At 72.7% G+C, this 24,998-nt stretch carries 23 protein-coding genes; 16 read left to right on the top strand and 7 right to left on the bottom strand.

Translation table 11 applies throughout. The annotated features are described in order from the left end of the window. Window positions 1–60 precede the first annotated feature (60 nt). The 6 genes from ABFX51_RS28790 (at window position 61) to ABFX51_RS28765 (ending at window position 9,292) form a co-directional block, all read left to right on the top strand. Window positions 61–2,133, top strand: coding sequence for a S9 family peptidase (locus tag ABFX51_RS28790; protein WP_091505664.1), 2,073 nt, complete (start codon window positions 61–63; stop codon window positions 2,131–2,133). Beyond that, the gene (locus tag ABFX51_RS28785; RefSeq protein WP_091505666.1) at window positions 2,130–3,080 is read left to right on the top strand and encodes an LLM class F420-dependent oxidoreductase; all 951 of its coding nucleotides are present in this window, start codon (window positions 2,130–2,132) and stop codon (window positions 3,078–3,080) included. The genes ABFX51_RS28790 and ABFX51_RS28785 overlap by 4 nt, the downstream gene beginning before the upstream one ends. A 608-nt stretch (window positions 3,081–3,688) precedes the next feature. Beyond that, window positions 3,689–5,071, top strand: coding sequence for a pyridoxal phosphate-dependent decarboxylase family protein (locus tag ABFX51_RS28780; protein WP_346055521.1), 1,383 nt, complete (start codon window positions 3,689–3,691; stop codon window positions 5,069–5,071). Continuing rightward, window positions 5,068–6,348 (top strand): lysine N(6)-hydroxylase/L-ornithine N(5)-oxygenase family protein, encoded by a 1,281-nt coding sequence (locus tag ABFX51_RS28775; RefSeq protein WP_346055519.1) that lies wholly within the window; start codon window positions 5,068–5,070, stop codon window positions 6,346–6,348. Before ABFX51_RS28780 ends, ABFX51_RS28775 begins: the two co-directional genes overlap by 4 nt. Continuing rightward, a complete protein-coding gene (locus tag ABFX51_RS28770) occupies window positions 6,345–8,105 on the top strand; it encodes an IucA/IucC family protein (RefSeq protein WP_346055518.1) in 1,761 nt (586 codons plus the stop codon). The genes ABFX51_RS28775 and ABFX51_RS28770 overlap by 4 nt, the downstream gene beginning before the upstream one ends. Continuing rightward, window positions 8,102–9,292, top strand: a complete 1,191-nt coding sequence (locus ABFX51_RS28765) for a glutamine synthetase (protein WP_245782989.1) — start codon at window positions 8,102–8,104, stop codon at window positions 9,290–9,292. Before ABFX51_RS28770 ends, ABFX51_RS28765 begins: the two co-directional genes overlap by 4 nt. On the opposite strand, the gene ABFX51_RS28760 is transcribed toward ABFX51_RS28765, so the two are convergent. Continuing rightward, entirely contained in the window at window positions 9,252–10,484 is a 1,233-nt protein-coding gene (locus tag ABFX51_RS28760; protein WP_091505672.1) for a glycosyltransferase 87 family protein, read from the bottom strand. The two genes, ABFX51_RS28765 and ABFX51_RS28760, sit on opposite strands and share 41 nt — an antisense overlap. 22 nt (window positions 10,485–10,506) lie before the next feature. Beyond that, the gene (locus tag ABFX51_RS28755) at window positions 10,507–10,851 is read right to left on the bottom strand and encodes an STAS domain-containing protein (RefSeq protein WP_091505674.1); all 345 of its coding nucleotides are present in this window, start codon (window positions 10,849–10,851) and stop codon (window positions 10,507–10,509) included. Window positions 10,852–10,943: 92 nt separating this feature from the next. Between ABFX51_RS28755 and ABFX51_RS28750 the strand changes: the two genes are divergently transcribed. Together ABFX51_RS28750 and ABFX51_RS28745 are read left to right on the top strand one after the other, a co-directional pair. Then, a complete protein-coding gene (locus ABFX51_RS28750) occupies window positions 10,944–11,402 on the top strand; it encodes a DUF6098 family protein (protein ID WP_346055517.1) in 459 nt (152 codons plus the stop codon). A gap of 55 nt (window positions 11,403–11,457) precedes the next feature. Then, on the top strand, window positions 11,458–11,640 hold the full coding sequence (locus ABFX51_RS28745) for a hypothetical protein (protein WP_091505677.1): 183 nt from the start codon (window positions 11,458–11,460) through the stop codon (window positions 11,638–11,640). Between the two features lie 9 nt (window positions 11,641–11,649). Here the strand turns inward: ABFX51_RS28745 and ABFX51_RS28740 are convergent, their stop codons facing one another. Beyond that, a complete protein-coding gene (locus ABFX51_RS28740) occupies window positions 11,650–12,033 on the bottom strand; it encodes an STAS domain-containing protein (RefSeq protein ID WP_091505679.1) in 384 nt (127 codons plus the stop codon). A 13-nt stretch (window positions 12,034–12,046) separates the two neighbouring features. Then, window positions 12,047–12,466 (bottom strand): Hsp20/alpha crystallin family protein, encoded by a 420-nt coding sequence (locus ABFX51_RS28735; RefSeq protein WP_091505681.1) that lies wholly within the window; start codon window positions 12,464–12,466, stop codon window positions 12,047–12,049. A gap of 184 nt (window positions 12,467–12,650) precedes the next feature. Here ABFX51_RS28735 and ABFX51_RS28730 point away from each other — a divergent pair, with 184 nt between their 5' ends. The 7 genes from ABFX51_RS28730 (at window position 12,651) to ABFX51_RS28700 (ending at window position 20,581) form a co-directional block, all read left to right on the top strand. Continuing rightward, window positions 12,651–13,217: an HSP18 transcriptional regulator gene (locus ABFX51_RS28730; protein WP_218153445.1), complete on the top strand. Its 567-nt coding sequence runs from the start codon at window positions 12,651–12,653 to the stop codon at window positions 13,215–13,217. Between the two features lie 33 nt (window positions 13,218–13,250). After that, window positions 13,251–14,054, top strand: a complete 804-nt coding sequence (locus ABFX51_RS28725; protein ID WP_346055516.1) for an alpha/beta fold hydrolase — start codon at window positions 13,251–13,253, stop codon at window positions 14,052–14,054. Next, window positions 14,055–15,209 (top strand): PP2C family protein-serine/threonine phosphatase, encoded by a 1,155-nt coding sequence (locus tag ABFX51_RS28720; RefSeq protein WP_346055515.1) that lies wholly within the window; start codon window positions 14,055–14,057, stop codon window positions 15,207–15,209. It abuts the gene before it with no gap. A 310-nt stretch (window positions 15,210–15,519) separates the two neighbouring features. Further along, entirely contained in the window at window positions 15,520–16,281 is a 762-nt protein-coding gene (locus ABFX51_RS28715; RefSeq protein WP_346055514.1) for a choice-of-anchor protein CoaP, read from the top strand. Window positions 16,282–16,350: 69 nt separating this feature from the next. Further along, complete coding sequence (locus tag ABFX51_RS28710; RefSeq protein WP_346055513.1) at window positions 16,351–18,279, top strand: S9 family peptidase; 1,929 nt, start codon at window positions 16,351–16,353, stop codon at window positions 18,277–18,279. Window positions 18,280–18,283: 4 nt separating this feature from the next. Continuing rightward, on the top strand, window positions 18,284–19,714 hold the full coding sequence (locus ABFX51_RS28705) for a serine/threonine-protein kinase (protein ID WP_346055512.1): 1,431 nt from the start codon (window positions 18,284–18,286) through the stop codon (window positions 19,712–19,714). 33 nt (window positions 19,715–19,747) lie between these two features. Continuing rightward, window positions 19,748–20,581, top strand: coding sequence for an SDR family NAD(P)-dependent oxidoreductase (locus tag ABFX51_RS28700; protein WP_346055510.1), 834 nt, complete (start codon window positions 19,748–19,750; stop codon window positions 20,579–20,581). On the opposite strand, the gene ABFX51_RS28695 is transcribed toward ABFX51_RS28700, so the two are convergent. The 3 genes from ABFX51_RS28695 to ABFX51_RS28685 are packed head-to-tail and all read right to left on the bottom strand — an operon-like array spanning window position 20,566 to window position 23,637. Then, window positions 20,566–21,744: an acyl-CoA dehydrogenase family protein gene (locus ABFX51_RS28695; RefSeq protein WP_346055509.1), complete on the bottom strand. Its 1,179-nt coding sequence runs from the start codon at window positions 21,742–21,744 to the stop codon at window positions 20,566–20,568. The genes ABFX51_RS28700 and ABFX51_RS28695 overlap by 16 nt on opposite strands. Continuing rightward, window positions 21,741–22,682: an alpha/beta fold hydrolase gene (locus ABFX51_RS28690; protein WP_346055508.1), complete on the bottom strand. Its 942-nt coding sequence runs from the start codon at window positions 22,680–22,682 to the stop codon at window positions 21,741–21,743. The genes ABFX51_RS28695 and ABFX51_RS28690 overlap by 4 nt, the downstream gene beginning before the upstream one ends. A gap of 1 nt (window position 22,683) precedes the next feature. Beyond that, complete coding sequence (locus ABFX51_RS28685) at window positions 22,684–23,637, bottom strand: VOC family protein (protein ID WP_346055507.1); 954 nt, start codon at window positions 23,635–23,637, stop codon at window positions 22,684–22,686. A gap of 332 nt (window positions 23,638–23,969) precedes the next feature. Between ABFX51_RS28685 and ABFX51_RS28680 the strand changes: the two genes are divergently transcribed. Continuing rightward, window positions 23,970–24,938 carry an AraC-like ligand-binding domain-containing protein gene (locus ABFX51_RS28680; protein ID WP_346055506.1) on the top strand — a complete coding sequence of 323 codons (969 nt, stop codon included), beginning with the start codon at window positions 23,970–23,972 and terminating at the stop codon, window positions 24,936–24,938. Window positions 24,939–24,998 lie beyond the last annotated feature (60 nt).

Genomic DNA, 24,998 nt, shown 5'->3' with positions numbered 1-24,998 from the left:
GCTCCACCTGCATCCGCCGATCCTCGCGGACCGCGGACATCCCTGAAAGGTAGGGCGGGCGTGACCGATGAACACTCCTTCCTCCGATTGCAGGCCCGCACGCAGCGCTTCACCCTCGGCACGCCCCGCGAGTTCCGCGTCGCGCCGGACGGCACGCGGTTGCTGTTCCTGCGGGCGGAATCGGGCGTGGACCGGCGCAACAGCCTGTGGGAGCTGGACCTGGCCGACGGCACCGAGACGAAGGTCGTCGACGCCGCACGCCTGCTGCCCGGCGAGGAGGACCTGCCGCCGGAGGAGCGCGCCCGGCGCGAGCGCAGCCGCGAGAGCGCGGGCGGCGTGGTCGGCTACGCCACGGACGCCGGGCTGCGGCTGGCCGCGTTCTCCTTGTCCGGCAAGCTCTACACCGTCGACCTCGCGACACGGGAGGTCACCGAGCTGGTCAGCAGCGCCGTGGTCGACCCGCGGCCGAACCCCACGGGGACGCACGTGGCGTACGTGCGGGACCGGCGGCTGCGCGTGATCGAGCGCGCGACCGGGCAGGACCGGATGCTGGTCGACGAGGACGGCGAGGACATCGCCTGGGGGCTCGCGGAGTTCATCGCGGGCGAGGAGCTGGGCCGCGCGCGCGGCTACTGGTGGTCGCCCGACGGGGCGAGCCTGCTCGTCGAGCGCAGCGACCGCGCGGGCGTGCCGCGGTGGAACATCGCCGACCCGGCGAACCCGCAGAACCCGGTGAACACCGTCGCCTACCCCGCGGCGGGGGAACGCAACGTCGACGTGTCGCTGGCGTTCGTGGGCCTGGACGGCACGCGCGTGGACGTCGAACGCGGCGACTGGGAGTACCTCGTCGCGGTGCACTGGTCGGCGGGCGGGCCGCCGCTGCTGGCCGTGCAGAGCCGGGACCAGCGGACGTTCCAGATCCTCGCCGCCGACCCGGAAACCGGCGCGACGAAGCTGCTGCACACCGAGACCGATCCGCAGTGGGTCGAGATCGTGCCCGGGGTGCCGGCGTGGACGGCCGACGGCAGGCTGGTGCGCGTGAGCGCCGCCGACGGCAGTTACCGGCTGATCGTCGACGGCACGCCCGTCACCGGGCCGGAGCTGCAGGTGCGTTCGGTGCTCGACGTCGGCGAGGAGGTGCTGTTCAGCGCCTCCGACGAAGACCCGACGCAGATCCACGTCTACCGCACGGGACCCGGCGGCGTGACCCGTGTGTCCACTTCGGACGGTGTGCACGTCGGCGCTGGTACGGCTTCGCTGACCGTGTTGTCGTCGTGGAGCCTCGAACACAGCGGGCCGCGCGTGTCCGTGGTGCGGGACGGCGAGACGGTCGCGCAGGTGCGGTCGTACCCCGAAGACCCGGGCCTGGTCCCGGAACCCCGCTGGCTGACCGTGGGTGAGCGGGGGTTGCGGGCGGCGCTGCTGCTGCCCGCCGGGCACGAGCCCGGGGTGAAGCTGCCGGTGCTGCTCGACCCGTACGGTGGGCCGCACGCGCAGCGCGTGCTGCAGAGCCGGAACGCGTTCCTGACCTCGCAGTGGTTGGCGGACCAGGGTTTCGCGGTGCTCGTCACGGACGGCCGCGGGACGCCGGGGCGCGGTCCGGCGTGGGAGAAGGAGATCGCGGGCAAGCTCGCGGACGTGACGCTCGCCGACCAGGTGGACGCGTTGCACGCGGTCGCCGCCGAGCACCCGGAACTCGACCTGGAGCGGGTGGCGATCCGCGGTTGGTCCTACGGCGGGTACCTGTCGGCACTGGCGGTGCTGCGGCGGCCTGACGTGTTCCGCGCCGCGGTCGCGGGCGCGCCGGTGACGGACTGGTCGCTGTACGACACCCACTACACCGAGCGCTACCTCGGCAAACCGCAGGACGATCCGGAGACGTACGAACGGAACTCGCTGATCGCCGACGCGCCGGGGCTGAGCCGGTCGCTGCTGATCGTGCACGGGCTGGCCGACGACAACGTGTTCGTCGCACACGCGCTGCGGTTGTCGTCGGCGTTGCTGGCGGCGGGGCGGGAGCACGTGTTCCTGCCGCTGGTGGGCGCGACGCACATGACGCCGCAGGCGGAGGAGGTCGCGGAGAACCTGATGCGCGTGCAGGTCGAGTGGATCAAGAAGGAGCTGAGCCGGTGAAGCGCTGGGGAATCACGATCCCGCTGACGGGGGTGCCGCTGACGGCGCACCGCGAGCTGATCGAACGGCTGCCCGACCTCGGGTACACCGATGCGTGGTCGGCGGAAACGGCGGGTACGGACGCGTTTTCGCCGCTGCTGCTGGCTTCCCAGTGGGCGCCGTCGCTGCGGCTGGGGACGGCGATCGCCCCGGTGTACACGCGGGGGCCGGGGTTGCTGGCGATGAGCGCGGCGACGCTGGCGGAGGTGGCGCCGGAGCGGTTCGTGCTGGGCATCGGGACGTCCTCGCCGGTGATCGTGTCGCAGTGGAACGCGGGGGAGTTCACGAAGCCCTACCAGCGGACGCGGGACACGTTACGCTTCCTGCGTTCGGCGCTGGCGGGGGAGAAGGTCAGCGAGGAGTACGAGACGTTTTCGGTGCGGCGGTTCAAACTGGAGCGCGTGCCGTCCGTGCCGCCGCGGATCATGCTCGCCGCGTTGCGCCCGGGGATGCTGAAGCTGGCGGCGAACGAGGCCGACGGGGCGATCACGAACTGGCTCGCGCCGGGTGACGTGCCGAAGGTGCGGGCGGAGATCGGGCCGGACGTGGAGCTGGTGGCGCGGATCTTCGTGTGCCCGACGGAGGACGTCGAGGCGGCGCGGGCGCTGGGGCGGATGCTGATCAGCAGTTACCTGACCGTGCCGGTGTACGCGGCCTTCCACGAGTGGCTCGGCCGGGGCGAGGCGCTGCGGAAGATGCACGAGCTGTGGGCGGCGGGCGACCGCAAGGGCGCGAACGCCGCCATCCCGGACGAGGTCGTGGACGATCTTGTGGTGCACGGCAGCCCCGCCGCGTGCGTGGAGCGCTTGGAGTCCTATGTGGACGCTGGGCTGGACACCCCGGTGATCGGGTTGTTGCCCACTGGAGGGGATCCGCTGGAGCAGGTGGTGGCGCTCGCGCCCCGGTGACGAGGGTTGAGGGGGCCGGGCTTTTCGGGTGGGGTTGGCCGGGGCGGTGGCGTTGGCCCGATGGCGGGTTGGCGGCGAGCCGGGCGGCGGCGGCCCTGGTGATCCGTGGGGTGTGCCGGGCGCGCGGGTTCGCGGGGTCTGTGGGTTCGCGGGGTCTGTGGGTTCGCGGGGTCTGTGGGTTCGCGGGGTCTGTGGGTTCGCGGGGTCTGTGGGTTCGCGGGGTCTGTGGGTTCGCGGGGTCCGTGGGTTCGCCGGGTCCGTGGCTTCGCCTCGCCTGCGGAGTTTGTCCGTTGTGTCCCGTTTCCGGCCCGTCCGCTGCTCGTTTGCCCTGGCGCGTGTAGCGGCCGCATGTCCCGCAGTGCCGCCGCTCCCGCGTGTCCGCCCCCGCCCGTTGGTGCCGTCGCGTCTCCGACCGCCGCTCCGCCATCCCCGGTCGCCGCGGCTCCCGGCTGGCCGCCGCCCCACCGCCCCTCCTCCTGCAAGCGCTTTCCCGCGCCGGAACCGCTCCTCCCGTGGGCACTTTTGTGGGAAAGTGCCCCGGGGGACTGCCCGCGGGACCACCGTGTCCGTATGGTGGCTTAGCGTAGGCATACCTAAGGAGTGATGCAGTGGTCGATTCCACCGCGCTCGCGGGCGGGCGGCAGGGGCATGAGCGGCTCGCGGAGCTGGTTCCGGTGGTGTTGCGGGGCTTGGCGGCAGGCACGGCGGAGCGCGCCGCGCCCGGGCCCGCCGGGGGACCGGCCGCAGTGGCGGCGAGCGTGGCGGCACTCGAACCGCTCGTCCCCGAGCGGGGCGTCGGCGCGGAGAAAGCGCTTTCCGAACTCGCCACCCTCCTCGCGGCGGGCTCGGTCGACCCGGCGGACCCGTGGTGCGCCGCGCACCTGCACTGCCCGCCCCTCGCGGTCGGCGTCGCCGCTGACATCGCCGCCGGGGCGCTCAACCCGTCCATGGACTCCTGGGACCAGGCACCCGTCGCGAGCGAACTGGAGCGCGCCTTCCTCACCGCGATCGCGCGCCTGTGCTACCCCGCCGAACCCGCGCCCGACGCCGTCGTCACCACCGGCGGCACCGAATCGAACCTCCTCGGTCTGCTGCTGGCGCGGGAAAAACACCAAAACGTCCGCCCCGTCTGCGGCCGCAACGCCCACCACAGCGTCGCCCGCGCCGCGTGGTTGCTCGGCCTGCCCGCGCCGGTCGTCGTCGGGTGCGAGGGCGAGCGGATGTCCCCCGAAGCGCTCGGCGAAGTGCTGCGCACGACCGGCCCCGCGGTCGTCGTCGCCACCGCGGGCACCACCGACACCGGCGACATCGACCCCCTGCGCGAAATCGCCCGCGTGTGCCGCGAGCACGGCGCCCGGCTGCACGTCGACGCCTCCTACGGCGGCCTCGCCCTGTGCAGCACCCGCTTGCGGCCCCTGCTCGACGGGCTCGCCGAAGCCGACTCCGTCGCGCTCGACCTGCACAAGTTCGGCTGGCAGCCCATCGCCTCCGGGCTGTTCGCCGTCCGCGACGCCGCCGACCTCGCCGCGCTGAACGTCCAGGCCGAGTACCTCAACGCCGACGACGACACCGAAGCCGGCCTGCCCGACCTCCTCGGCCGCTCGATCCGCACCTCCCGCCGCCCCGACGCGTTCCGCATGGCGGTCACGATGCGCGCGCTCGGCCTCCACGGCATGGGCGAGCTGATCGAACGCTGCTGCGCCACGGCTCGCGAGGTCGCCGATGCGATCCGCCGGCACCCCGGGCTCGAACTCCGCGGTGAGCCCACGCTGTCCACCGTGTTGTTCCGCCCGGTTTCCGGCGACGTCGCCGAAGTCCGCCGCGCGCTGCTGGAATCCGGCACCGCGATCATCGGCCGCGCCACCCTGCCGCCGGGCGAGGTGTGGCTCAAGCTCACGCTCCTCCACCCGCACGCCACCGCCGCCGACTACCAGGGCCTGCTGGACACCGTCGCCGCCACCGCACGCGCCGGGGCGGCGATCGCCTCGTGACGCTCGACCTCGCCGGGGTCGGGATCGGCCCGTTCAACCTGTCCCTCGCCGCGCTCGCCGATCCGGTTCCGGGGCTGCGGACCGAATTTTTCGAGCGCCGCAAGGAGTTCCGCTGGCACCCCGGGCTGCTCATCGAGGGCGCGACGATCCAGGTGCCGTTCCTCGCCGACCTGGTCACCCTCGTCGACCCGACCAGCCCACTGTCCTTTTTGAACTACCTGCGCGAGCGCGACCGGCTGTTCCCGTTCTACTTCGCGGAGAAGTTCCACCTGGCTCGCGCGGAGTACGACGACTACTGCCGCTGGGCAGGGCATCGGCTGCCTTCCTGCCGGTTCGGCGTGGAGATCACTGAGATCGACACCACGGAAAGCGCTTTCCGGCTCGACACCACCGACGGCGAACCGATCACGGCGCGGAACGTCGTCCTCGGTGTCGGGACCGAACCGTTCGTGCCGGAACCGTTGCGCCCCTTGCTGTCCGACGCTGTGCTGCACGCCGCCGACTACCTCGCCGAGCGGGAACGGCTGCTCGCCGCCCCAGAAGTGACGGTCGTGGGTGCCGGACAGTCGGGTGCGGAGGTGTTCCTCGACCTGCTGCGCCACCGGCCACGCCCCGGCGGCCTGCGCTGGATCGCGCGCACAGCGTCGTTCGCGCCGATGGAGTACTCGAAACTGGGGCTGGAGCAGTTCACGCCGGACTACACGACGTTCTTCCACGGCCTCGACGAGCCGGTGCGTGACCGGCTGCTGCCCGCGCAATGGCAGCTGTACAAGGGGATCGACAGCGAGACCATCGCCGAGATCGCCGACGAGCTGTACCGGCGGAGCATCGGCGGCGGCTGGCCGGATGTCGTGCTGACCCCTGGCGTCGAGGTCGTCGAGGCGAGCCGGGAAGGCGACCGAGTCGCACTCGGCCTGCGCCACATCCAGCAGGGCACCACGGCCGTCTGGCACACCGACGCGGTCGTGGCCGCCACCGGCTACACCGAAACCCCGCTCGACCACCTCCTCGGCCCGCTCGCCGACCGGCTCGTCACCGACGGGCGCGGCCGCCCCGTGGTGGAGCGTGATTTCCGCCTGCGGCTGGAAGGCGTCCCGGGCTCGGTGTACGTGCAGAACGCCGAACGCCACACGCACGGCGTCGGCGCGCCGGACCTCGGTCTGGCGGCGTACCGCGCGGCGTCCATCGTCAACTCGGTCTGCGGCCGCGAGGTGTACCGCCTGCCCTCGCGGACCGCGTTCACCACCTTCGGGTTGCCCAGTCAGGAGACGGAATGACCGGCGAAGCACAGGCCTGGCGGCAGGCCGGCGCGCTCATCGTGCACAAGATGCTCGGCGAACTGTCCTACGAGGGCCTGCTCCGGCCCGAGCGGACCGAGGGCGGCTGGCGGCTTTCGCTGCCGGACGACGTGAGCTACGACTTCCAGGCGCGGCGGGGAGCTTTCGAGTCCTGGGCCGTCGTCCCCGGCAGTGCGATCCGTCGTGCGGGACAGCAGGACCCGGTGCCCGCCGACGATCCCCGCACGCTCGTCGTCGACGCGCGCTCAGCGCTCGGCCTGTCCGGGCTGCGGCTGGCCGACGTCCTCGCCGAGCTGACCTCCACCGTCGCGAACGAGGCGGCCCGCCTGCGCCGTGCGCCCACCGCCGCAGAACTGTCCACGATGGACTACAACCTGGCGGACGGGCACCTCACCGGTCATCCGCGGTTGGTGCTCAACAAGGGACGCGTCGGTTTCTCGAGGCGGGACCGCGAGCGGTACGCGCCGGAGTCCGGAGTGGACGTCCGGCTGCGGTGGTTCGCGGTGCACCGCGACCACGCCCAGTTCCGGTCCGTCGAGGAGCTCGACGAGGAAACCCTGCTGCGGGAGGAACTCGGGGAGGAGCTGCTGGCGGATTTCCGGGACAAGGCCGGGCCGGAGTACGTGCTCGTGCCGGTGCACCCCTGGCAGGCCGACGAAATCCTGGGCACCCTCTACGCCGCCGAGCTGGCCACGGGCGTGGTGCTCGACCTCGGCGAGAGCCGGGACCATTACCGTCCACATCAGACAGTGCGGACACTCGCGAACCTCAGCAGGCCGGACCGGCACGACGTCAAGACGGCCGTGTCGGTGCGCAACACGCTGGTGTACCGGGGTCTGGCCTCCGCGGCGACGCTCGCCGGGCCCGCCGTGACCGCGTGGCTGAAGCAGGTGGACGCGGCGGATCCGTTGCTGTCCAAGGAGTACCGCTTCGAGCTGCTCGGCGAGGTGGCGAGCGTGTCGGTGCGGCACCCGCTGTTCGGCGCGCTGGAGGAGCTGCCCTACCGGTTCCACGAGACGCTGGGCGCGCTGTGGCGGGAGCCGCTCGTCGCGCGGCTGGCGGAAGGCGAGCGCGCGCTGTCGTTCGCCGCGCTGCCCTACCGCGACCAGACGGGCCGCGCGGTGCTCACCGAGCTCGTCGAGCGCAGCGGGCTCGGCGCGGAACGGTGGTGCGCCAAGCTGTTCGACCTGCTGCTCACCCCGTTGCTGCAGTGGCTGCTGCGGTACGGCGTCGGGTTCTGCCCGCACGGCCAGAACCTGATCCTGATCACCGACGAGGCCGGGCGGCCGCTGCGCGTGGCGATCAAGGACTTCGCGCAGGGCGTGGACCTGCTCGACGAGGACCTCGACTGCTACCGGCTGCTCGCGCCCGAGGCGGCGGAGGAGATGCTGCGCTGGCCCGCGCACCTGCTCGCGCAGTCGCTGTTCAGCTCGGTGTTCTCCGGGCAGCTGCGGTTCTGGGCGGAGATCGCGGCCGACGACCTCGGGCTGCCGCGGCCGCGGTTCTGGTCGCTCGTGCGGGAGGTCGTGGCGCGTTACCGCGAGGAGAACCCTGATGTGGCGGAGCGGTTCGACGCGTGCCGCGTGTTCGCGCCGGATGTGGAACGCGTCACGCTCAACCGCGAACACCTGGCGGGACAGGGTTTCGACAAGGTCGAGCGGGACGACGAGTTCGACGTGCGCTGGGGCCGCGTGCCGAACCCGTTGCACGCGCCCGATCCCGGCGGTGCGTGGTGAGCGCGCTGCCGCCGGACGCCTCCCGTGTGCTGCTGCTCGTGCCGGATCCCCACGCGCGGTTCGCGGCCGTCGAACTGTCCCGGGAGTTCGTCGAGGAGGAGGTGCTGACCGGCGGGTACGGCCTGTGCACCTACGTCTTCGCGTGGACGCCCGAGCGCGAGCCGGTCGAGTCGCTGTCGCGCTACCTCGGCGGCTACGGGGATCTGCGCATGCGGCCGGACCTCGGCACGGTCACGCCGGTGGAGGAAGGCGTCTACGCCGTGGTGTGCGACGTGGAGTGGCCCGACGGCGAGCCGGTGCGCGTGGCACCACGACAGGTGCTGCGCGACGAGCTGGACGCGCTGGAAGCATTGGGTTTCGTGCCGTCGGTGGGCATCGAGCACGAGGTCACGTTCTCCGACGCGGACGGGCCCTTGACCCCGCACGGCGTGGACTACGCGGTCGGCGGCACCGAGCGGCTGCGGCCGCTGCTGCGGGACCTGCGGGCGAGGCTGGCGCCGCTGCGCGTGGAGTCGGCGCGCGGGGAGTGCCACCCAGGCCAGTACGAAATCGTCCTGCGCCACCGGAAAGCGCTTTCGGCGTGCGACGACGCGATGCTGCAGCAACTCCTCGTGCGGACCACCGCGGCCGAGCACGGCGTGACGGCGAGCTACCTCGCCGCGCCCGAGACCGGTCAGGGCAACTCGTGCCACGTGCACCTCTCGCTGTCCCCGCCCGCGCTGGAACCGTTCCTGGCGGGGGTGCTGCGGGAGGCGCGGGCGCTCACGGCGATCTGGGCACCCACGTGGAACAGCTACGTGCGGCTGCGCACCGGCCCGTTCTCCCCGCGCTCGCTGCGCTGGGGCACCGACGACCGGACGGCCGCCGTGCGGATCGCGGGCAGCGGCGCCTCGCGGCGGCTGGAGTTCCGCTTCGCCGGGGCCGACGCCCAGCCGCACCTGGTCGTGGCCGCGTTGCTCGCGGCGGGCCGCGCGGGGATCGAGGAGAACCTCGCGCCCCCGCCGGAGGGCGAGGAGGTCGGCACGCTGTGCGCGACGCCGTGGGAGGCGCTGGCCGCGCTCTCCGGGACGAAGGTGCTGGGCGGGGAACTCGTGGAGCAGCAGAGCGCCCTGCTCCAGGCCGAGATCGACGCGGGGTGTGACGCCGTCACCGACTGGCAGCGGCGGCGGGGAGCACTTCGGGCGTGAGCTCCGAACGTGGCCGCGCCCGCAGCTCCTTGATCGAGAACGCCAGCAGCAGCGCGACGCCGACCAGCGGGTACGTCGCCGCCGACAGCTGCTGCGGCCAGTCCCAGTGGACGTGCACGACGGGGAAGTCGGTGTCGGGCAGGTCGTGGAACGGCGCCCAGTAGAACAACACCGCCGTGAGCACGGCCCAGCCGAACCACGCGGCCGCGAGCCACGAGCGCGACACCGCGCGGCGCACGCCGTGCGCCAGCACGACGAGCAGCGCGGGCGCGACCCACACGTAGTAGTGCGACCACGACGTGGGCGACACCAGCAGCGCCAGTCCCGCGTTCGCCGTCAGCGCCAGCGCGGGGGCGGCCTGCCGCATCGCGAGCGCCACCACGACGACGAGCGCCGCGATCACCGCGATCCACACCACTTTTTCGACGGCCTCGGGCATCCCGGTGCGCACCAGCGCGGCCTCGATCGTCTGGTTGGTCTTGAACGCCGTACCGCTCACGCCGCCGCCGGACAGTCCACCTTGGAACCAGTACTCGACGGAGGCGTGGAAGTCGGTGACGAACCCGATGGCCGCGGCCACCGCGAACGTGATCCCGGCGCGGGCGGCCGAGCGGTAGTCCTTGCGCATCAGGAAGAACAGGACGAACGCGGCGGGGGTGAGCTTGACCGCGGCCGCCAGCCCGATGCCGAAACCGCGTGGCCACAGCGTCTTCCCGGCGAGGCAGTCGACTGTGACGAGCGCCATCATGATCAGGCTCACCTGGCCGAACTGGTAGGTCTGGCTCACCGGTTCCAGGAACACCGTCAGCGGCAGCGCGACGCACGTCACGAGGAACCCGCCGAACCGGCCCAGCGGCGGCCACACGACGCGGGAAACCAGGTACAGCGTCACCCCGAGGCACAGCGTGCTGACCACGTACAGCGTGACCACGGCCGCGTCCCACGGCAGCAGCACCAGCGGGCTGAGGATGAGCACCGCGAACGGCGGGTACACGAACGGCAGCTCCGCCCCGTTCGCGACGGGCGGCAGCGTGCCGTACAGGTCGTGCCCGTCCCACCAGGCTTGTACGCCGTACCGGTAGACCTCGAGGTCGATCTGCGGGCGCGTCGGCATCGCCGTGAACATCCCGCGGAAGGCGAAGAACAGCCACACGGCGCACAGCACGGGAACGATCCACAGGTGTTTGCGCATCGCCGTCAACGATAGGCGGGGCTCAGTTCGCGGGAGCCGCCGGGACCGCGTCGAGGACGGTGAAGATCTGGTCGAGGCCGGTGAGCTTCAACGGGTTCAGCACGGCCCGCCCGGTGGCGACGAGGCGGAGTTCCTGGCCGGCCTTGTGGCAGTCGCTCGCGGTCTCCACGAGCACGGCGAGCCCGGCGGAGTCGAGGAACTCCACGCGGTCGAGGTCGAGCACGAGGGTGGGCGACGGCGGTTCGTCCGCCGCGTGCGCCGCGGCGATGCCCTCCTGCAGCCGCGGGCTCGACCCCGCGTCCACCTCGCCGCTGACCGAGACCACGAGCCGGCCCCGGCCGCGCGTCCACTCGACCGTGAGACTCACTGTCACTCCTGTTTCCCCAGTAGCTGATCGCCTCGATCACTGTATCCAGTGGCCGCCGCGTGAAACTCGGGTGCCGGGGAACCCCTGCCGTCGTGAAGACCGTGCTGACACTGGACCAGCTGGTGGACCTCTTCCAGGCCGAGTCGGGGCAGGACCTCTACGTCCGCTGGTCGAAGGGACCCGAAGCCGACATGTCGTCCGGTGGTCCGGGGCCGCAGGCCAGCCGGGACGCCCTCACCGGCATGGCGCTGCCCGGCTTGTCCGCGAGCCCGCTCAAGGTGGAGCCGTGGTGGGACGACCGGCCGCTGCGGCTGTGGCTCGCCCGCCGCATCTACGACTACCGCCACCTGCGTGAACTGCGGGGGCCGGGCGTGCGGCCGTGGGTGTTCCAGGGCACCGAGATCGCGCGCGGGCCGGACAACGAGCCGCTCGTGGTGTGCGACCGGCCGCTGGCGTGGCTGACCGACGACGTCCTGCACGAGGCCCAGGAACTGGTGGACGAGCAGGGTTCGCGGGAGTGGGGGCCGATGGACCGCAGCAACGCCACGTGAGTTTGGCCCCGGAGCCGCGTGGTAGCCCGCAGCCGAGACGAGGAAGGAGCACGGCATGGCGCAGAACCAGCGTTCCTCGGCCGACGAAGCACTCGAGGAGTCCCGGAAGAAGATCGAAGAGGCCAAGGACGCCGCGGCCGCGGCGATGGGCGAGCGGCCCAGCGAGCAGGCGTCCCGCTCGGGAGTCCCCGACCAGGACCAGCCCGCCGACGAAGCCGGTGGCTTCTCGCCTTCCTGACCTGCGGTTTCACCCGCACCGGGCAGCACCTCCGCGGGCGGCGGAGGTGCTCCCGCCCACCCCCACGGGTGCGGGCTCGACGACGGTGAGCACCCGGTCGAGGCCGGTGATGCGCAGCGGCCGGCGCACGGCCTGGTTCGCGCACACCACCTCCATGCGCTGTCCGTCCTCCGCGCACGCCGAATGGGCCTCGGCGAGGACGGCGAGCCCGGACGAGTCGAGGAAGTCGACGAGCGACAGGTCCACCCGCACGGACCGGATGCCCGTTCCGGTGCGGGCGGCCGCGATCGCGTCCCGCAGCCGCGGCGCCGTCGCCATGTCGATCTCCCCGGCGACGGTGAGTTCCACCCGGTCACGCCGCCGTGCCCACTCCACGTCCAGACCACTGTCCACCGTGGACCTCCCGTCAGGCGCGTTCGGTGTCCGTGATCGTGATCCGGCGCGGCTGCGCCTGCTGCGCGAGCGGGATGCGCACGGTCAGCACGCCGGCTTCGTAGGTGGCCGAGATCCGGTCCGTGTCGAGGCCGTCGCCGAGGAAGACCTGGCGGGAGAACACGCCCAGCGGCCGCTCGGTGACCAGCGTCCGCACGTCGTCCCCGGTGACGGGCGGGCGGCGCTCGGCCTTGACGGTGAGCGTCGTGCGCTCGACGTCCAGCTCGATCGCGTCGGGGGACAGGCCGGGGAGGTCGAAGGAGAGCACGAACTCGGTGGCCGTGCGGTGGGCGTCCATCGGCATCGGCGCGGGGCGCGACCACGTGCCGCTGGGGGCGTGCACCTGCCAGACGACCCGGTCGAACTCGCGGAACGGGTCCGTGCGCATCACCATGACTACCTCCTCCGGGGATTCACGACTCTGGTGTCAACGCGCAACCCTGGTTTAGCATGTCGTCCAAACGATGACAAGAATGGGGTCGTCGGAAGGATGACGCATGGTGGACGGGTACGACGCGGCGCTCGCGCAGCTTCGCGAACTGGGCACTCCGGCGCCGCTGCCGGCCGCAGCCGAGGCGATGGCGCTGGTGCACGCCGCGGTCGGCACGTCCACGGGCCCGCGGGAGCTGCTCGCCGCGCTGGTCGTGCTGCGGGGCCTGCGTGACGAGCTGGCGGCCTGGGAACCCCGGCTGATCGGGGCGGCCCGCGAGCAGGGCGTGAGCTGGGCGCGACTCGCCCCGGCGCTGGGCGTGACCAGCAGGCAGGCCGCCGAACGCCGCTACCTGCGGTTGCGGCCCTCGGGGTCCGGCGAGCACCGCACCGGCGAGCAGCGGGTCGAGGCGGAACGCAGCAGGCGGGCGGGTGATCGCGCGGTCGCGGAGTGGGCGCGGCGCAACTCCGGCCCGTTGCGCCAGCTGGCCGGGCAGATCGGGGCGCTGGAGGGGCTCGACGAGCAGGCGCAGGACCGCGTGCAGGAGGCGCTCGCCGACGACGACGCCGCGAACCTGCTGTCCCCGCTGGCGGCGGCGCGTGCCGCGCTCGAAGGCAGGCACAGCGCGCTCGCCGAGCAGGTGCGGTCGATCACCGAGCGGGCGCAGCAGGTGCGCCGGAGCACGCAGGAGCAGCGTTCGTCCGGCTCGTGCTGAGCAGGCCGTCGCGCGCGGTGCGAGTATGGGCCCGTGGATGTGCGGAGCAGGAACAACGTCGTCGTCACGGGTGAGTCCGGCGGGCCGGTGCTCCTGCTCGCCCACGGCTTCGGCTGTGACCAGAACCTCTGGCGGCTGGTCGTGCCGGCGCTGGCGCGGCGGTTCCGGGTGGTGCTGTTCGACCACGTCGGCTCCGGCCGGGCGGACCCGGCGGCTTGGGACGCGCGGCGGTATTCGTCGCTGGACGGGTACGCCGAGGACGTCGTGACCCTGTGCCGGGAGCTGGACCTGCGGGACGTGGTGTTCGTCGGGCACTCGGTGTCGGCGATGATCGGCGTGCTGGCCACGATCGCCGCGCCGGAGCGCTTCGCGAAGCTGGTCCTGCTCACACCTTCACCGTCCTATTTGGACGACGAAGGCTACCGCGGTGGGTTCAGCAGGGCCGACATCGAGGAGCTGCTCGACTCGCTGGACAGCAACTACCTCGGGTGGTCGGCCACGATGGCGCCGGTGATCATGGGCAACCCGGACCGGCCGGAGCTGGCCGAGGAGCTCACGAACTCCTTCTGCCGCACCGACCCCGCGATGGCGAAGGTGTTCGCGCGGACGACCTTCCTGTCCGACAACCGGGACGACCTGCCGAAGGTGCCCGTGCCGTCGCTGGTGATCGAGTGCGCGCACGACGCCATCGCGCCCCGCGAGGTCGGCGCGTACGTGCGGGACCACATCCCGGACTGCCGGCTGGTCACCCTCGACGCCATCGGTCACTGCCCCCAGCTGAGCGCCCCCGGGCCGACCGCGGAGGCGATCGCGGAGTTCGCGGCGAACGGGAGCTGAATGGAGCTGCCCGAGGACAGCGCTGAGGAACTGTACGAGCAGGCGCCGTGCGGGTACCTGTCCACGCTGCCGGACGGGCGCATCACCAAGATCAACGCGCGGTTGCTGGGCTGGCTCGGGTACCGGCGCGAGGAGGTCGTCGGGCGGCTGCGGTTCGCCGACCTGCTCACCGTGGGCGGAAAGCTGTACCACGAAACGCATTTCGCGCCGCTGCTGCGGATGCAGGGCGAGCTCGGCGGTGTGGCGCTGGACCTGGTGGCGGCGGACGGGACGCGACTGCCGGTGCTGGTGACGTCGACGGTGAAGACCGGTCAGGACGGCACGCCCGTGCTGATCCGAACCACGCTGTTCGACGCCAGGGACCGCCGTGCGTACGAGCGCGAGCTGCTGCGGGCCCGGCAGGACGCCGACCGCGAGCGCGACCGCGCGCAACGGCTCGCGGCGACGCTGCAGCGCAGCCTGCTGCCGCCGAGCCTGACCGCGCCGCCGGGCATGCAGGTCGCGGCGCACTACCAGCCCGAGTCGGCGGACCGCATCGGTGGCGACTTCTACGACCTGTTCCCGCTCGCCGGCGGCCGGTGGGGGTTCTTCCTCGGCGACGTGTGCGGCAAGGGGGCCGAGGCGGCCGTGCTCACCTCGCTGATCCGGTACACGCTGCGCGCGGCCGCGGTCCAGGACCCGCATCCCGAAACAGTTCTGTCTACTTTGGACGCCGCGCTGCAGCGCGAGTACAGCGGTGGGCCCCGGTTCTGCACGGTGGTCTTCGGCGTGCTCGTGCCGGGGGAGGCGGGGTGCGGGGTCGCGCTGGCGAGCGGCGGCCACCCGCCCGCGCTGCTGCTGCGTGCCGACGGGACGCTCGGCGTGCTGCACACCCCCGGCGGCCAGCTCGTGGGCGTGCTGCCGAAGGCGGCGTTCACGTCCACCGCGGCACACCTCGCGCCCGGCGACACGTTGCTGCTCTACAGCGACGGCCTGTTCGAGGCGCGCACCGGCGGCGGCCGCTATGGCGAGGAGGCGCTACACGCGTTCACCGCAGGACTCGCCCCCGCGACGGCGTCCACGCTGGTCGAAGCGCTCACCCAGCTGGTCACCACCTTCGGCGACGGCCTGGACGACGATGTCGCCCTGCTGGCGATCGGTGTGCCGCCGAGGTAGGTAACGCCCCCCGCCACCGGACAGCACGGGTCCCTCCGGGCCTCACCCGCCGGGAGTACCTGCCAGCCGCACCGACACGGCGGCGCGGGGTCACGAAACCCGTTGGCAGTTGGCGATTTCCACGCCGACCAGTGGTCTGCGGCAGAAGGGGCGCGGTCCCGAACCTGTCGGCGTTCCGGGATTTTGACCCGCGCGGGTGGACATCTCCTCCGCCGAGTCAGATTTCGCTCCGATCACCTGTTAGAGGGGCGCGTGCCGATGTGGGGCCACCCTGGTTCCGCACGGCCGCGGAGAGAATCGGAGCACATCGATGCGAAAAGGCAGGATCGGCGCCGTCGCGGCCATCGCGGTCGGGGTCGTCTTCCTGGGCGCGCTGCCCGCCTCCGCCGCTCCCGGCGAAGGATCGGCCTACGGCGCGGAGGCCGGGGTGACGCTCCTCGGCCAGGCGTCCGTCCAAACCGGACGGCTCGCCCCGAGCGACTCCAACGGGACGACGGACGCCACGGTGGTCGGCATCGCCGTGCCGGGCATCCTCGACAGCGGCACGGTCGGCACCTCCGCCGTGCGCGACGACGCGGGAGTGGTCGCCGCGCGGGCGAGCACCGAGGACCTGTCCGTGGGTGTGCTGGGGCTCCTCGGCACGATCCGCGCGGACGCGGTCACCGCGCAGTGCCAGGGCACGGCGGACGGGGTGACCGGCTCCGCCCAGCTCGCCGGGCTCGACCTCGGCAACCTCGGCACCGTCGGGGCGGACGCGGCCCCGAACACCGTGGTCCCGGTCCGGGCGCTCGGGATCACCGTCGCGACGATCACGCTGAACGAGCAGGTCAAGGGCGCCGACGACACGCTGACGGTGAACGCCCTGCACGTGAAGCTGCTCGGTGGCGTGCTCGGCTCGCTCGGCACCGGGGACGTGGTCGTGTCCTCGGCCACCTGCGGCCTCGGCGCGGCGCCGGTGCCGCTCGCCTCGGGTGCCGGCCTGTGGGCCGGGCTCGCCCTGCTCGGCGTGGCCGCGGTGCCGGCGGCGATCCGCGTCGCCCGCCGTCGCGGCGTGCTGTCCCGCACGGCCTGAGCACCGTCCGGCAACCCGCGGCCGCCGTCGCCGGCGACCGCGGGTCCGGGCTCCCGCTAGCGTGGGCCCGTGCAGACTTCCGCTTACGGTTCCTGGGCCACTCCGATCACCGCCGACCTCGTCGTCGCCGGGGCAGTGCGGGTGCTGGGGGCCCACGCGGACGGCGACGCCGTCGTGTGGGCCGAGCGGCGCCCCGGCGAGGGCGGCCGCACCCAGCTCGTCCGCCGCGACGCCGATGGCACGTGCACCGACCTGCTGCCCGAAGGCCACAACGCCCGCACCGCGGTGCACGAGTACGGCGGCGGCGACTGGTGGGTCCGCGACGGGGTCCTGTGGTACGCCAACTGGGAGGACCAGCGGCTGTACCGGCTGGCCGACGGAGAACCCGTGCCGCTGACGCCGGAACCGGAGCGCCCGAGGGCCGACCGGTTCGCCGACGGCGACGTGCACGGGGACGTCCTCGTCGCGGTGCGCGAGCGGCACACCGGCGACGAGGTGCGCAACGAGGTCGTGCGGCTGGCGGCGCACCGGCCCGCCGAACCCGAGGTGCTGGTGAGCGGGCCGGATTTCGTGGCCGCGCCCCGGTTTTCGCCCGATGGCGGGGCGCTGGCGTGGGTGTCGTGGCAGCACCCGTCGATGCCCTGGGACGACACGGTGCTCACGGTGCGGGACCTGCGCTCGGGTGAGGACACGGTCGTCGCGGGCGGGCCGGGGGAGTCCGTGGCCGAGCCCCGCTGGACGCCGGAAGGGCGCCTGTACTTCCTGTCCGACCGCACGGGCTGGTGGAACCTGTACCGCTGGTCACCCGGTGGCGAGGTCGAACCCGTCGTGGTGCTGGACGCCGAGATCGGCATGCCGGCCTGGCAGCTGGGCGGCGCCCGCTACGTCCCGCTGCCCGACGGGCGGATCGTGTTCGCCCGCTGGTCCGGCGGCTACGACGGGCTGGCCGTCGCCGAGCCCGGCGGTCCCGTAACCGACTTCGGCCTGCCGTTCTCGGCGATCGACTCGGTCCGCCCCGACGGCGACGGGGTGCTCGTCGTCGCGGGCACACCCACCGAGGAGCCCGGCGTGCACCGCGTGTCGGCCACCGGCGAGGTGCAGACCCTGCGCGCGCCACGGGACCCCGGTTTCGACCCGGCCTACGTCTCGGTGCCGGAGCCGATCTCGTTCCCGTCCGGCGACCGGGTCGCGCACGGCTTGTTCTACGCGCCGGCGAACCCGGAGTTCACCGCGCCGGAGGGGGAGCGGCCGCCGCTGCTCGTGGTGATCCACGGCGGCCCGACCGCGCAGGCCGTCCCCGTGCTGTCGCTGGGCGTGCAGTACTGGACCAGCCGCGGGTTCGCCGTGGTGGACGTCAACTACGGCGGGTCCTCCGGGTTCGGCCGGGCGTACCGGGAGCAGCTGCGGGACGCGTGGGGCGTGGTCGACGTCGACGACTGCCTCGCGGCGGCCGCCCACCTCGCCGGGCAGGGCCGCGTCGACGGCCGGAAACTGCTGATCCGCGGCGGTTCCGCGGGCGGCTTCACGACGCTGGCCGCGCTCGCCCGCGAGGACACGCCGTTCGCCGCGGGCACCGACCTCTTCGGCGTGGCGGACCTGGAGGTGCTGGCCCGTGACACGCACAAGTTCGAAAGCCGCTACCTCGACCGGCTCATCGGCCCGTACCCGGCGGCCCGCGACGTCTACGTGGCGCGCTCGCCGCTCTCGCACGTGGACTCGTTCCGGCGCCCGCTGCTGGTGTTGCAGGGCGCCGAGGACCAGGTGGTGCCGCCCAACCAGTCCGAGCTGATCGTCGAAGCGTTGCGCGCCAGGGACGTGCCGGTGGCGTACGTGCTGTTCGAGGGGGAGCAGCACGGGTTCCGGCGGGCGGAGAACATCCGGCGGGCGCTGCGGGCGGAGCTGGACTTCTACAGCCAGATCCTCGGTTTTCCCTTGCCCCCAGGGGAAGGCGGGGAGATCACGTTGTCCGGCGGAACGCGTCAGGAGCCTCTACGCTGACCCGGTGACTTCTGCGCGGGCGGGTGCGGTCGGCGAACTGGTGGCGGGCCGGTACCGGCTGCTGGCCGAGCTCGGGTGCGGGGCGATGGGCTCGGTGTGGCGGGCGTTCGACGAGCGCCTGCAGCGCAAGGTGGCCGTGAAGCAGGTCGTGCCGGCCGACCACGGGAGCGCCGACGAGATCAGGGAACGCGTGCTGCGCGAGGGCCGGATCGCCGCGCGCCTGCAGCACCCGCACGCCGTGGCGGTGTTCGACGTGGTGGAGGACGACGGCACCCCGGTGCTGGTGATGGAGTACCTCCAGGCGCGGAGCCTCGCGGAGGTGCTCGCCGAGCGCGGGCGGCTGCCGGTGCCGGAGGCCGCGCAGATCGGCGCGGAGATCGCCGAAGCGCTCGCCGCCGCGCACGTGGCCGGCATCGTGCACCGCGACGTGAAGCCGGGCAACGTCCTGCTGTCCGAGGAAGGCGCGAAGCTCACGGACTTCGGCATAGCCCACGCCGTGGGGGACGCGACGATCACCGCGGCGGGGGTCGTGGCGGGCACGCCCACGTACCTGGCGCCGGAGACCGTGCACGGCAAACGCCCTGCGCCCGGTTCGGACGTGTTCTCCCTCGGCGCGACGCTGTACAACGCCGTCGAAGGCGTTCCGCCGTTCGGCCGGGATCCGGAAAACCCTTACGCCGTCCTGTTCCGCATCGCCGCGGGGGAGATGCGGCCGCCGGAGCTGGCCGGCCCGCTGTCCCCGGTGCTGACCGCGATGCTCGCCCCCGAGCCGGCGGACCGGCCGACCGCGGACGAGGCGGCGACCCTGCTGCGGGTGATCGCGGACGGGCAGTCCCTGCCGGAACCGAGGCCGCGCCGCCGGTGGCTGCTCGCGACGGTCGCGGGTGGCCTCGCGGCGGCGGCACTGCTGGCGTACCTCGTGGTGGACGCCCCGCCCGCCGGGACAGCGAGCCCGGCCGCGCCTCCACCACCGGTCGTCGCGCCCGTGCTCACCGCCGCCGACCGCGAGCGCGCGGTCTCCGACTACTACGCGCTGCTCCCGGCCCGCGCGGGCGAGGCGTGGGGACGGTTGACGGCGCAGCGCCGCGACGAGGGGCAGGACCGCTACCGGCAGTACTGGGCGCAGGTCGCGAGCCTGACGGTGGTGTCGCCACCGCGAGCGGACGGCGACGCGGTGACCGTGGGGCTGGAGCTGCTGCTCGCCGACGGCACCCGCGTGCACGAGGTGCACCGCGTCGAACTCCAGGGGCTGCTGCTCGGCGCGGACGCGGTGGTCACGAGTGAGCGCACCGCGCCCGCGCCACCGCCACCCCCGCCGCCCTCACCGGTACCGGCACCGCCGCCTGTCGTGGTGACCGAGGTGCGGGCGCCGGCGGTGCCGGTGGGGCCCGACGTGGTGCACGGGAAGAGGCTCGGGCACGCCAAGAAGCCGTAGTTTGAGCCGCTGAACAGCGGGAACAGGCTGGGCATGGCTTTCGATGTACGGGCGGGCGGACGGACCGCGGTCATCACCGGGGCGTCCTCGGGGATCGGTGCGGAGTACGCGCGCAGGCTGGCCGGCCTGGGCTGGAACCTCACGCTCGTGGCGCGGCGCGCGCAACGGCTGGACGCGCTCGCGGCCGGGCTGCGCGAGTCGGCGGGCGTCGCGGTCGAGACGTTGACCGCCGATCTCGCGGAACCCGGCGACCTCGCCCGCGTCACCGAGCGGGTGGCAGCGGATGACGTCGGGCTGCTGGTCAACAACGCCGGGATCAACGGCTACGGGCCCTTCGCCGAGGTCGATCCCGCGTTGCTGCAACGGGTCCTGACGATCAACGTGACCGCGCCGACCGTGCTCGCGCGGGCCGCCTTGCCCGGTTTGCTGGCGCGTGGCGGGGCGATCGTCAACGTGGCGTCCCTGCTCGCGTTCGCCGGTGCCGTGCCGCCGGACCCGCTGCCGCATCGCGCGACGTACGCGGGGACGAAGGGCTACCTGGTGACCTTCACGCGCACGCTGGCGGCGGAGCTCGGACCGGACTCGCCGGTGGCGGTCCAGGTCGTGTGCCCCGGCCTGACCGCGACGGAGTTCCACTTCACGGCGGGCCTGGAGCCGGTCGCCGCCGAGGAGGAGCAGCGTGGCGAGCACGGCATGCCCGCCGAGGACGTGGTGCTGGCGTCGGTGTCCGCGCTGGGCAGCGGCGAGGTCGTCTGCGTTCCCGGGCTCGACGACCCCGCCGCGCTGGCGGCGTGGGCGGCGGCCGAGGCGGGCGTCCGGTCCGCCTCGACAGCCACCAAGGCCGCGGCCCGCTACCGCGGCGCCTGAAGGTCCAGGAACACCCAGCGGGCGTCCGGGGCGAGGCCGGCCAGCCACTTGCCGCAGTTCTGCAGCACGACCGGCCCCGACGTGACGTGCTGCGTGCCCGCGTGCAGGTCGCGGAAGAAGCGTTGCAGGTCACCACGCCGCAGAGCCGCCGTGCCCGCCCACTTGTACGCGGTCAGGCCGACCTCGTGCACCGACCACGTGGCGTTGTTCAGCATCAGCCGCGTCAGGGTTTCCTGTTCCGTCGACAGCAGCTCACCCGCGTCCAGCGTCGCCTCGTTGTCCGCCCACACCTCCATCGCCCACGCGGCCGCCGCCCGCAGCTTCGCCTCCGCCTTGGCGTACTCGGCGTAGAACTGGCCGGTGTCGACCGTCGCGCCCGGGGTGCCGGTCTTCTTGGCCACCAGCGCCTTCAGCTCGTCCAGCATCCGGCGGCCGACACCCAACGCCCAGCCCGTGTGGCAGATCCCGGCCATGTTCGCCAGCCCCACCCGGTAGATCGCCCCACCGTGCTTCGCGTCCATTGTGGACGTCTCGAACACGTGACTGTCCGGCACGAACAGGTCCTCGCACACGTAGTCGATGCTGTTCGTGGCCCGCAGGCCCATCACGTCCCAGTTGTCGACGAGCGCGGCCTGCTCCTTGGGGAACGTGAACACCAGCGCCTGGCCCGTCTCCTCGCAGAAGGCGGCGGTGTGGATGTGCGTGGCCATCGAGATCCCCGACGCGAACGACCACTGGCCGCTGATCCGGTACCCGCCGTCGGCCCGCACCGCCTTGCCCATCCGCGTGCCCTGCCCCGCCATGCGCGCGTACCGGCCGCCCGGCACGTCGGGGTAGAGGTCGGCGACGCCGTCCGGCCCGAGGTAGGCCGCCGTGGTGCCCGTGACCATCTGCAGCGCCATGTAGGCCCAGCCCGCGGACGCGTCCGCGTAGGTGACCTTGGCGATGGTCTCGATCACCTGCCGCGGCGAGAACTCGTACCCGCCCAGCTCGCGCGGGATGCCCACCTTGAACGCGCCGGTCTCCTGCAGCGCCTGCGCCACCTCGTCGGTGAGCCTGCCCAGCTCCTCGCCCTTCTCGGCGTTGTCCTTCAGCAGCGGGGTGATCTCGTCGAGCCGGGCGATCAGCCCGTCGAACTCGGCACTGACGTGCAGCTGGCTCATGCGGCCTCCCTCTTGGAAATCCACTCGATGACGGGTTTGACGGCCTCGTCGGAGTTGGTCTCGAAGACGAGCCCGTGGCCGTTGCCGGTGATGCCGTGGTCGGGCAGGTGCAGCCGCTCGGCGTGCGCACCCGCGGTGGTGAGGAACTCGACCATCTCCTGGGCGAACCCGGCGAAGGCGGACGCGCCACCGGTGACGACCACGACGGGTTTGCCCGCCAGCGCGGGGATCCGCCTGCCGGGCACCTCCTCCGGGGTTGCGGCGGGCGGGTCGTAGGTGATCTCCGCGCTGGTCAGGCCCCACGTGAGCGGGCCCATCCCGGGGAAGTCCACGAACGGCGGCCCCATCGGCTCGATCGCCGCGATCGCCACGACGAGGTCCGGCCGCGCGTCGGTGGCCAGCCAGCCGACCGGGCCACCCGCGGAGTGCGTGACGAGCACGGCGGGACCGGTGCGGTCCAGCAGGCGGGCCAGCCGGTCGGCGTCCAGGCGCTGCGACAGCGCGAGGTCGGCGGGCAGCGGCCCCGTCGCCGCTGCCAGCTGGTCGTAGTCCCACGTCGTGTTCTCCGAGGCGAACAGGTTTTCCACCGCCTCGTAAGGGATCTGCGCGCCCATCGGGCCGATGACGTCGGGGTGGTACGGCGAGCGGCCGTGCCCGCAGCGGTCCACGACGTACACGGCGAAGCCCGCTTCGACGAAGCGCGTGGCCCAGCCGGGACGCCCGTCCGGGGTGCCCGTCCAGTCGGTGCCCTGTCCGCCACCGCCGTGCACGAGCACGAGCGGGTACGGGTGCGTGACCTCCAGCGGTGCTTCCCAGCTCACGAACATCGGCCCGCGCTGCACCGTGCCCTGCGGGGCCTCGACCCGCTCGCCCGGTACCCAGAACTGGCCTCGCCGCACGGTGATCTCGTGACCGCCCGTCTCGTGGGGTGCGGCCATGTCAGATCTCGATCGGCTCGAGCCGCGAGAGGATCTCCTCGCGCCGGTCCTCGAACTGCTCGGGGAGCTGGAAGCGCTTTCCCAGCTCCTGTGGCGACTCGTCACACGTCCAGCCGCCGTTCTCGTGGGTGACCGCCAGCTCGAACAACGCGCCGCCCGGCGTGCGGACGTACACGCTCATGAAGTACTTGCGGTCCTTCAGCTCCGAGATGTCGGTGTAGCCGCGGCCCTCGATGTCGAACTTGACCTCGGCCTGGTTGCCGAGCGTGTCGACGTTCCACGCGAAGTGGTGGTAGGTGCCCGCGCCGTAGCTCCACGTGCCCTGGTCGTCCTTGCGGTTGACCGTGAGCTCGAGGTGGTTGCCGTACTTCGCGTTGCCGATCTGCAGCGCCGCCACATCACCCTCTTCGGTGAGCCGGCCCTGCGAGAAGAACGACTCGTCCGCGAACTCCACCATCCGGTCCGGCGTCGCGACGTGCACGCCGACCCCGTGGATGCCGTGGATCGCGCACTCCGGCGGCACGCCGTAACCCGGGTGTCCCACGCGCTCGTCCCCGCTGTTGCCGACGAACACGTACTCGATGCCCGACGGGTGCCGGAACGCCAGCCGCCGCTGGCCGAACCGCTCGAAGTTGGTCACCTCGACGTCGTGCTCGGTCAGGCGCCGGTACCAGTAGTCCATCGAGTCGTGCGGGATCGACAGCAGCACCTCGCGGGCCTGGTTGGTGCCGCGCTTGCCGTAGAACCCGGCCTGCGCCCACGGGAACGTCGTGACGACGCTGGAGGGGTCGCCGTTCGCGTTGGAGTAGTACAGGTGGTAGATCGGCAGCGAGCCGTCGAACAACACGGTCCGCTTGATGAAGCGCAGGCCGAGGACCTTCACGTGGAAGTCCACGTCCTCCTGCGCCCCGCCCACGGACAGCGTCACGTGGTGTGAACCCTCGACGTATGCCATGACGTGCCTCCACGGTGAGGAACTGCGGTTGTCCCGCTAGAGCCTGTATTGAGGTGGTTTGCGTGGCGGTGCGGGTAGCGGAACCTGAGGCGGCTCCTCGCTCCGGGATCGCCTCCTCATGACCGCCAGGTCACCACGGAGGCGCTGTCCTCGCGAGGAACCGCCTCAGAACCCGCGGCGGTGCCGGTTGACGGCCCACAGCAAGCGGCTCCGCCACTTCGAAACACAACCTAGGCGCGGCCGCGGCGGTGGTCATCTCGCGCGGGCGCAGGGCTCTGTCGGATGCGCGCAGGATTGGTTACCGTGGGGTTCGCCGAGCGGTGGAGGTGACGATGACGTCGCTGACCGAACAGATCCCCGCTGCCGACCTCGTCGGCCGCGGTGGGACGAAGGTCGCTTTCGGGTCGTGGACCGATGCCGTGCGCCGCAGCGTGCTGAGCTTCCGGTTCGACTGCGACCGGCCGCGCGCGTTCGCCGGCACGATCCGCAACCGCTCGCTGGGCGGGGTCAACTTCGTTGACATGGCCTGTGAGCGCCATGCCGCCTACCGCGACCGCACGACGATTTCCCCGGCGGAGCCCGGGTTCTACGTGATGACCCTGCAGCTGGCCGGTGAGCTGCGGCTCGCGCAGCAGGACCGGGTGGCGGTGCTGAAACCCGGGTTGTTCGCGTTGTACGACTCGGCGGAGCCCGCGGCGCTGACCGCGAGCGACGGTTACCGCTCGACGTGCATCCGGTTCCCCAAGGCGTGGCTGGGCCCGCACCAGCCGACCGGCATCACGGCGACGGCGTTCGAGTGCGAGCCCGGACTGCCCGCGGCGGTGTGGGGCATGTTGATCAGCCTCAACCGCAACCTGGAGGGACTGGGCGCGCACGGTCCCGCGGCGGTGCGCACGGTGATGGACCTGGTGACCACCATGCTGCGGACCGAGCTGGGCAGGCGCGAGCCGGAGCGGCGGGACGTGCTGCTGGCCGAGATCGGCGCGTACATCGAGCGGCACCTCGGCGATCCGGAGCTGGACCCCACCCGGATCGCGGCGGCGCACTTCGTCTCACCGCGGCAGCTGCACGTGTTGTTCGAGCGGACCGGCACGACGGTCGCGGCGGCGATCCGCGAGCGCCGGCTCGACCGCTGCCGCCGCGATCTCGCCGACCCGGCACTGGCCTACGTGCCCGTCGCCGCGATCGCCGCGCGCTGGGGCTTCCGCGGCGCGTCGCATTTCGGCCAGGTGTTCAAGCGGGAGACCGGTAGGACGCCCGCCCAGTACCGGCGCGCCGCGCTGGCTCGCCTGCCGCGCTAGGTCATGTCTGACAATGTTGTGGTCCAGGTGATGACGGCGTGCAGGAGGATGGCTGCTCGG

Source organism: Amycolatopsis dongchuanensis (genome assembly GCF_039542405.1).
Lineage (GTDB): Bacteria > Actinomycetota > Actinomycetes > Mycobacteriales > Pseudonocardiaceae > Amycolatopsis_E > Amycolatopsis_E sacchari.
Note: the sequence above shows the minus strand (reverse complement) of the source record. Positions and strands in the feature narration are given on the sequence as shown.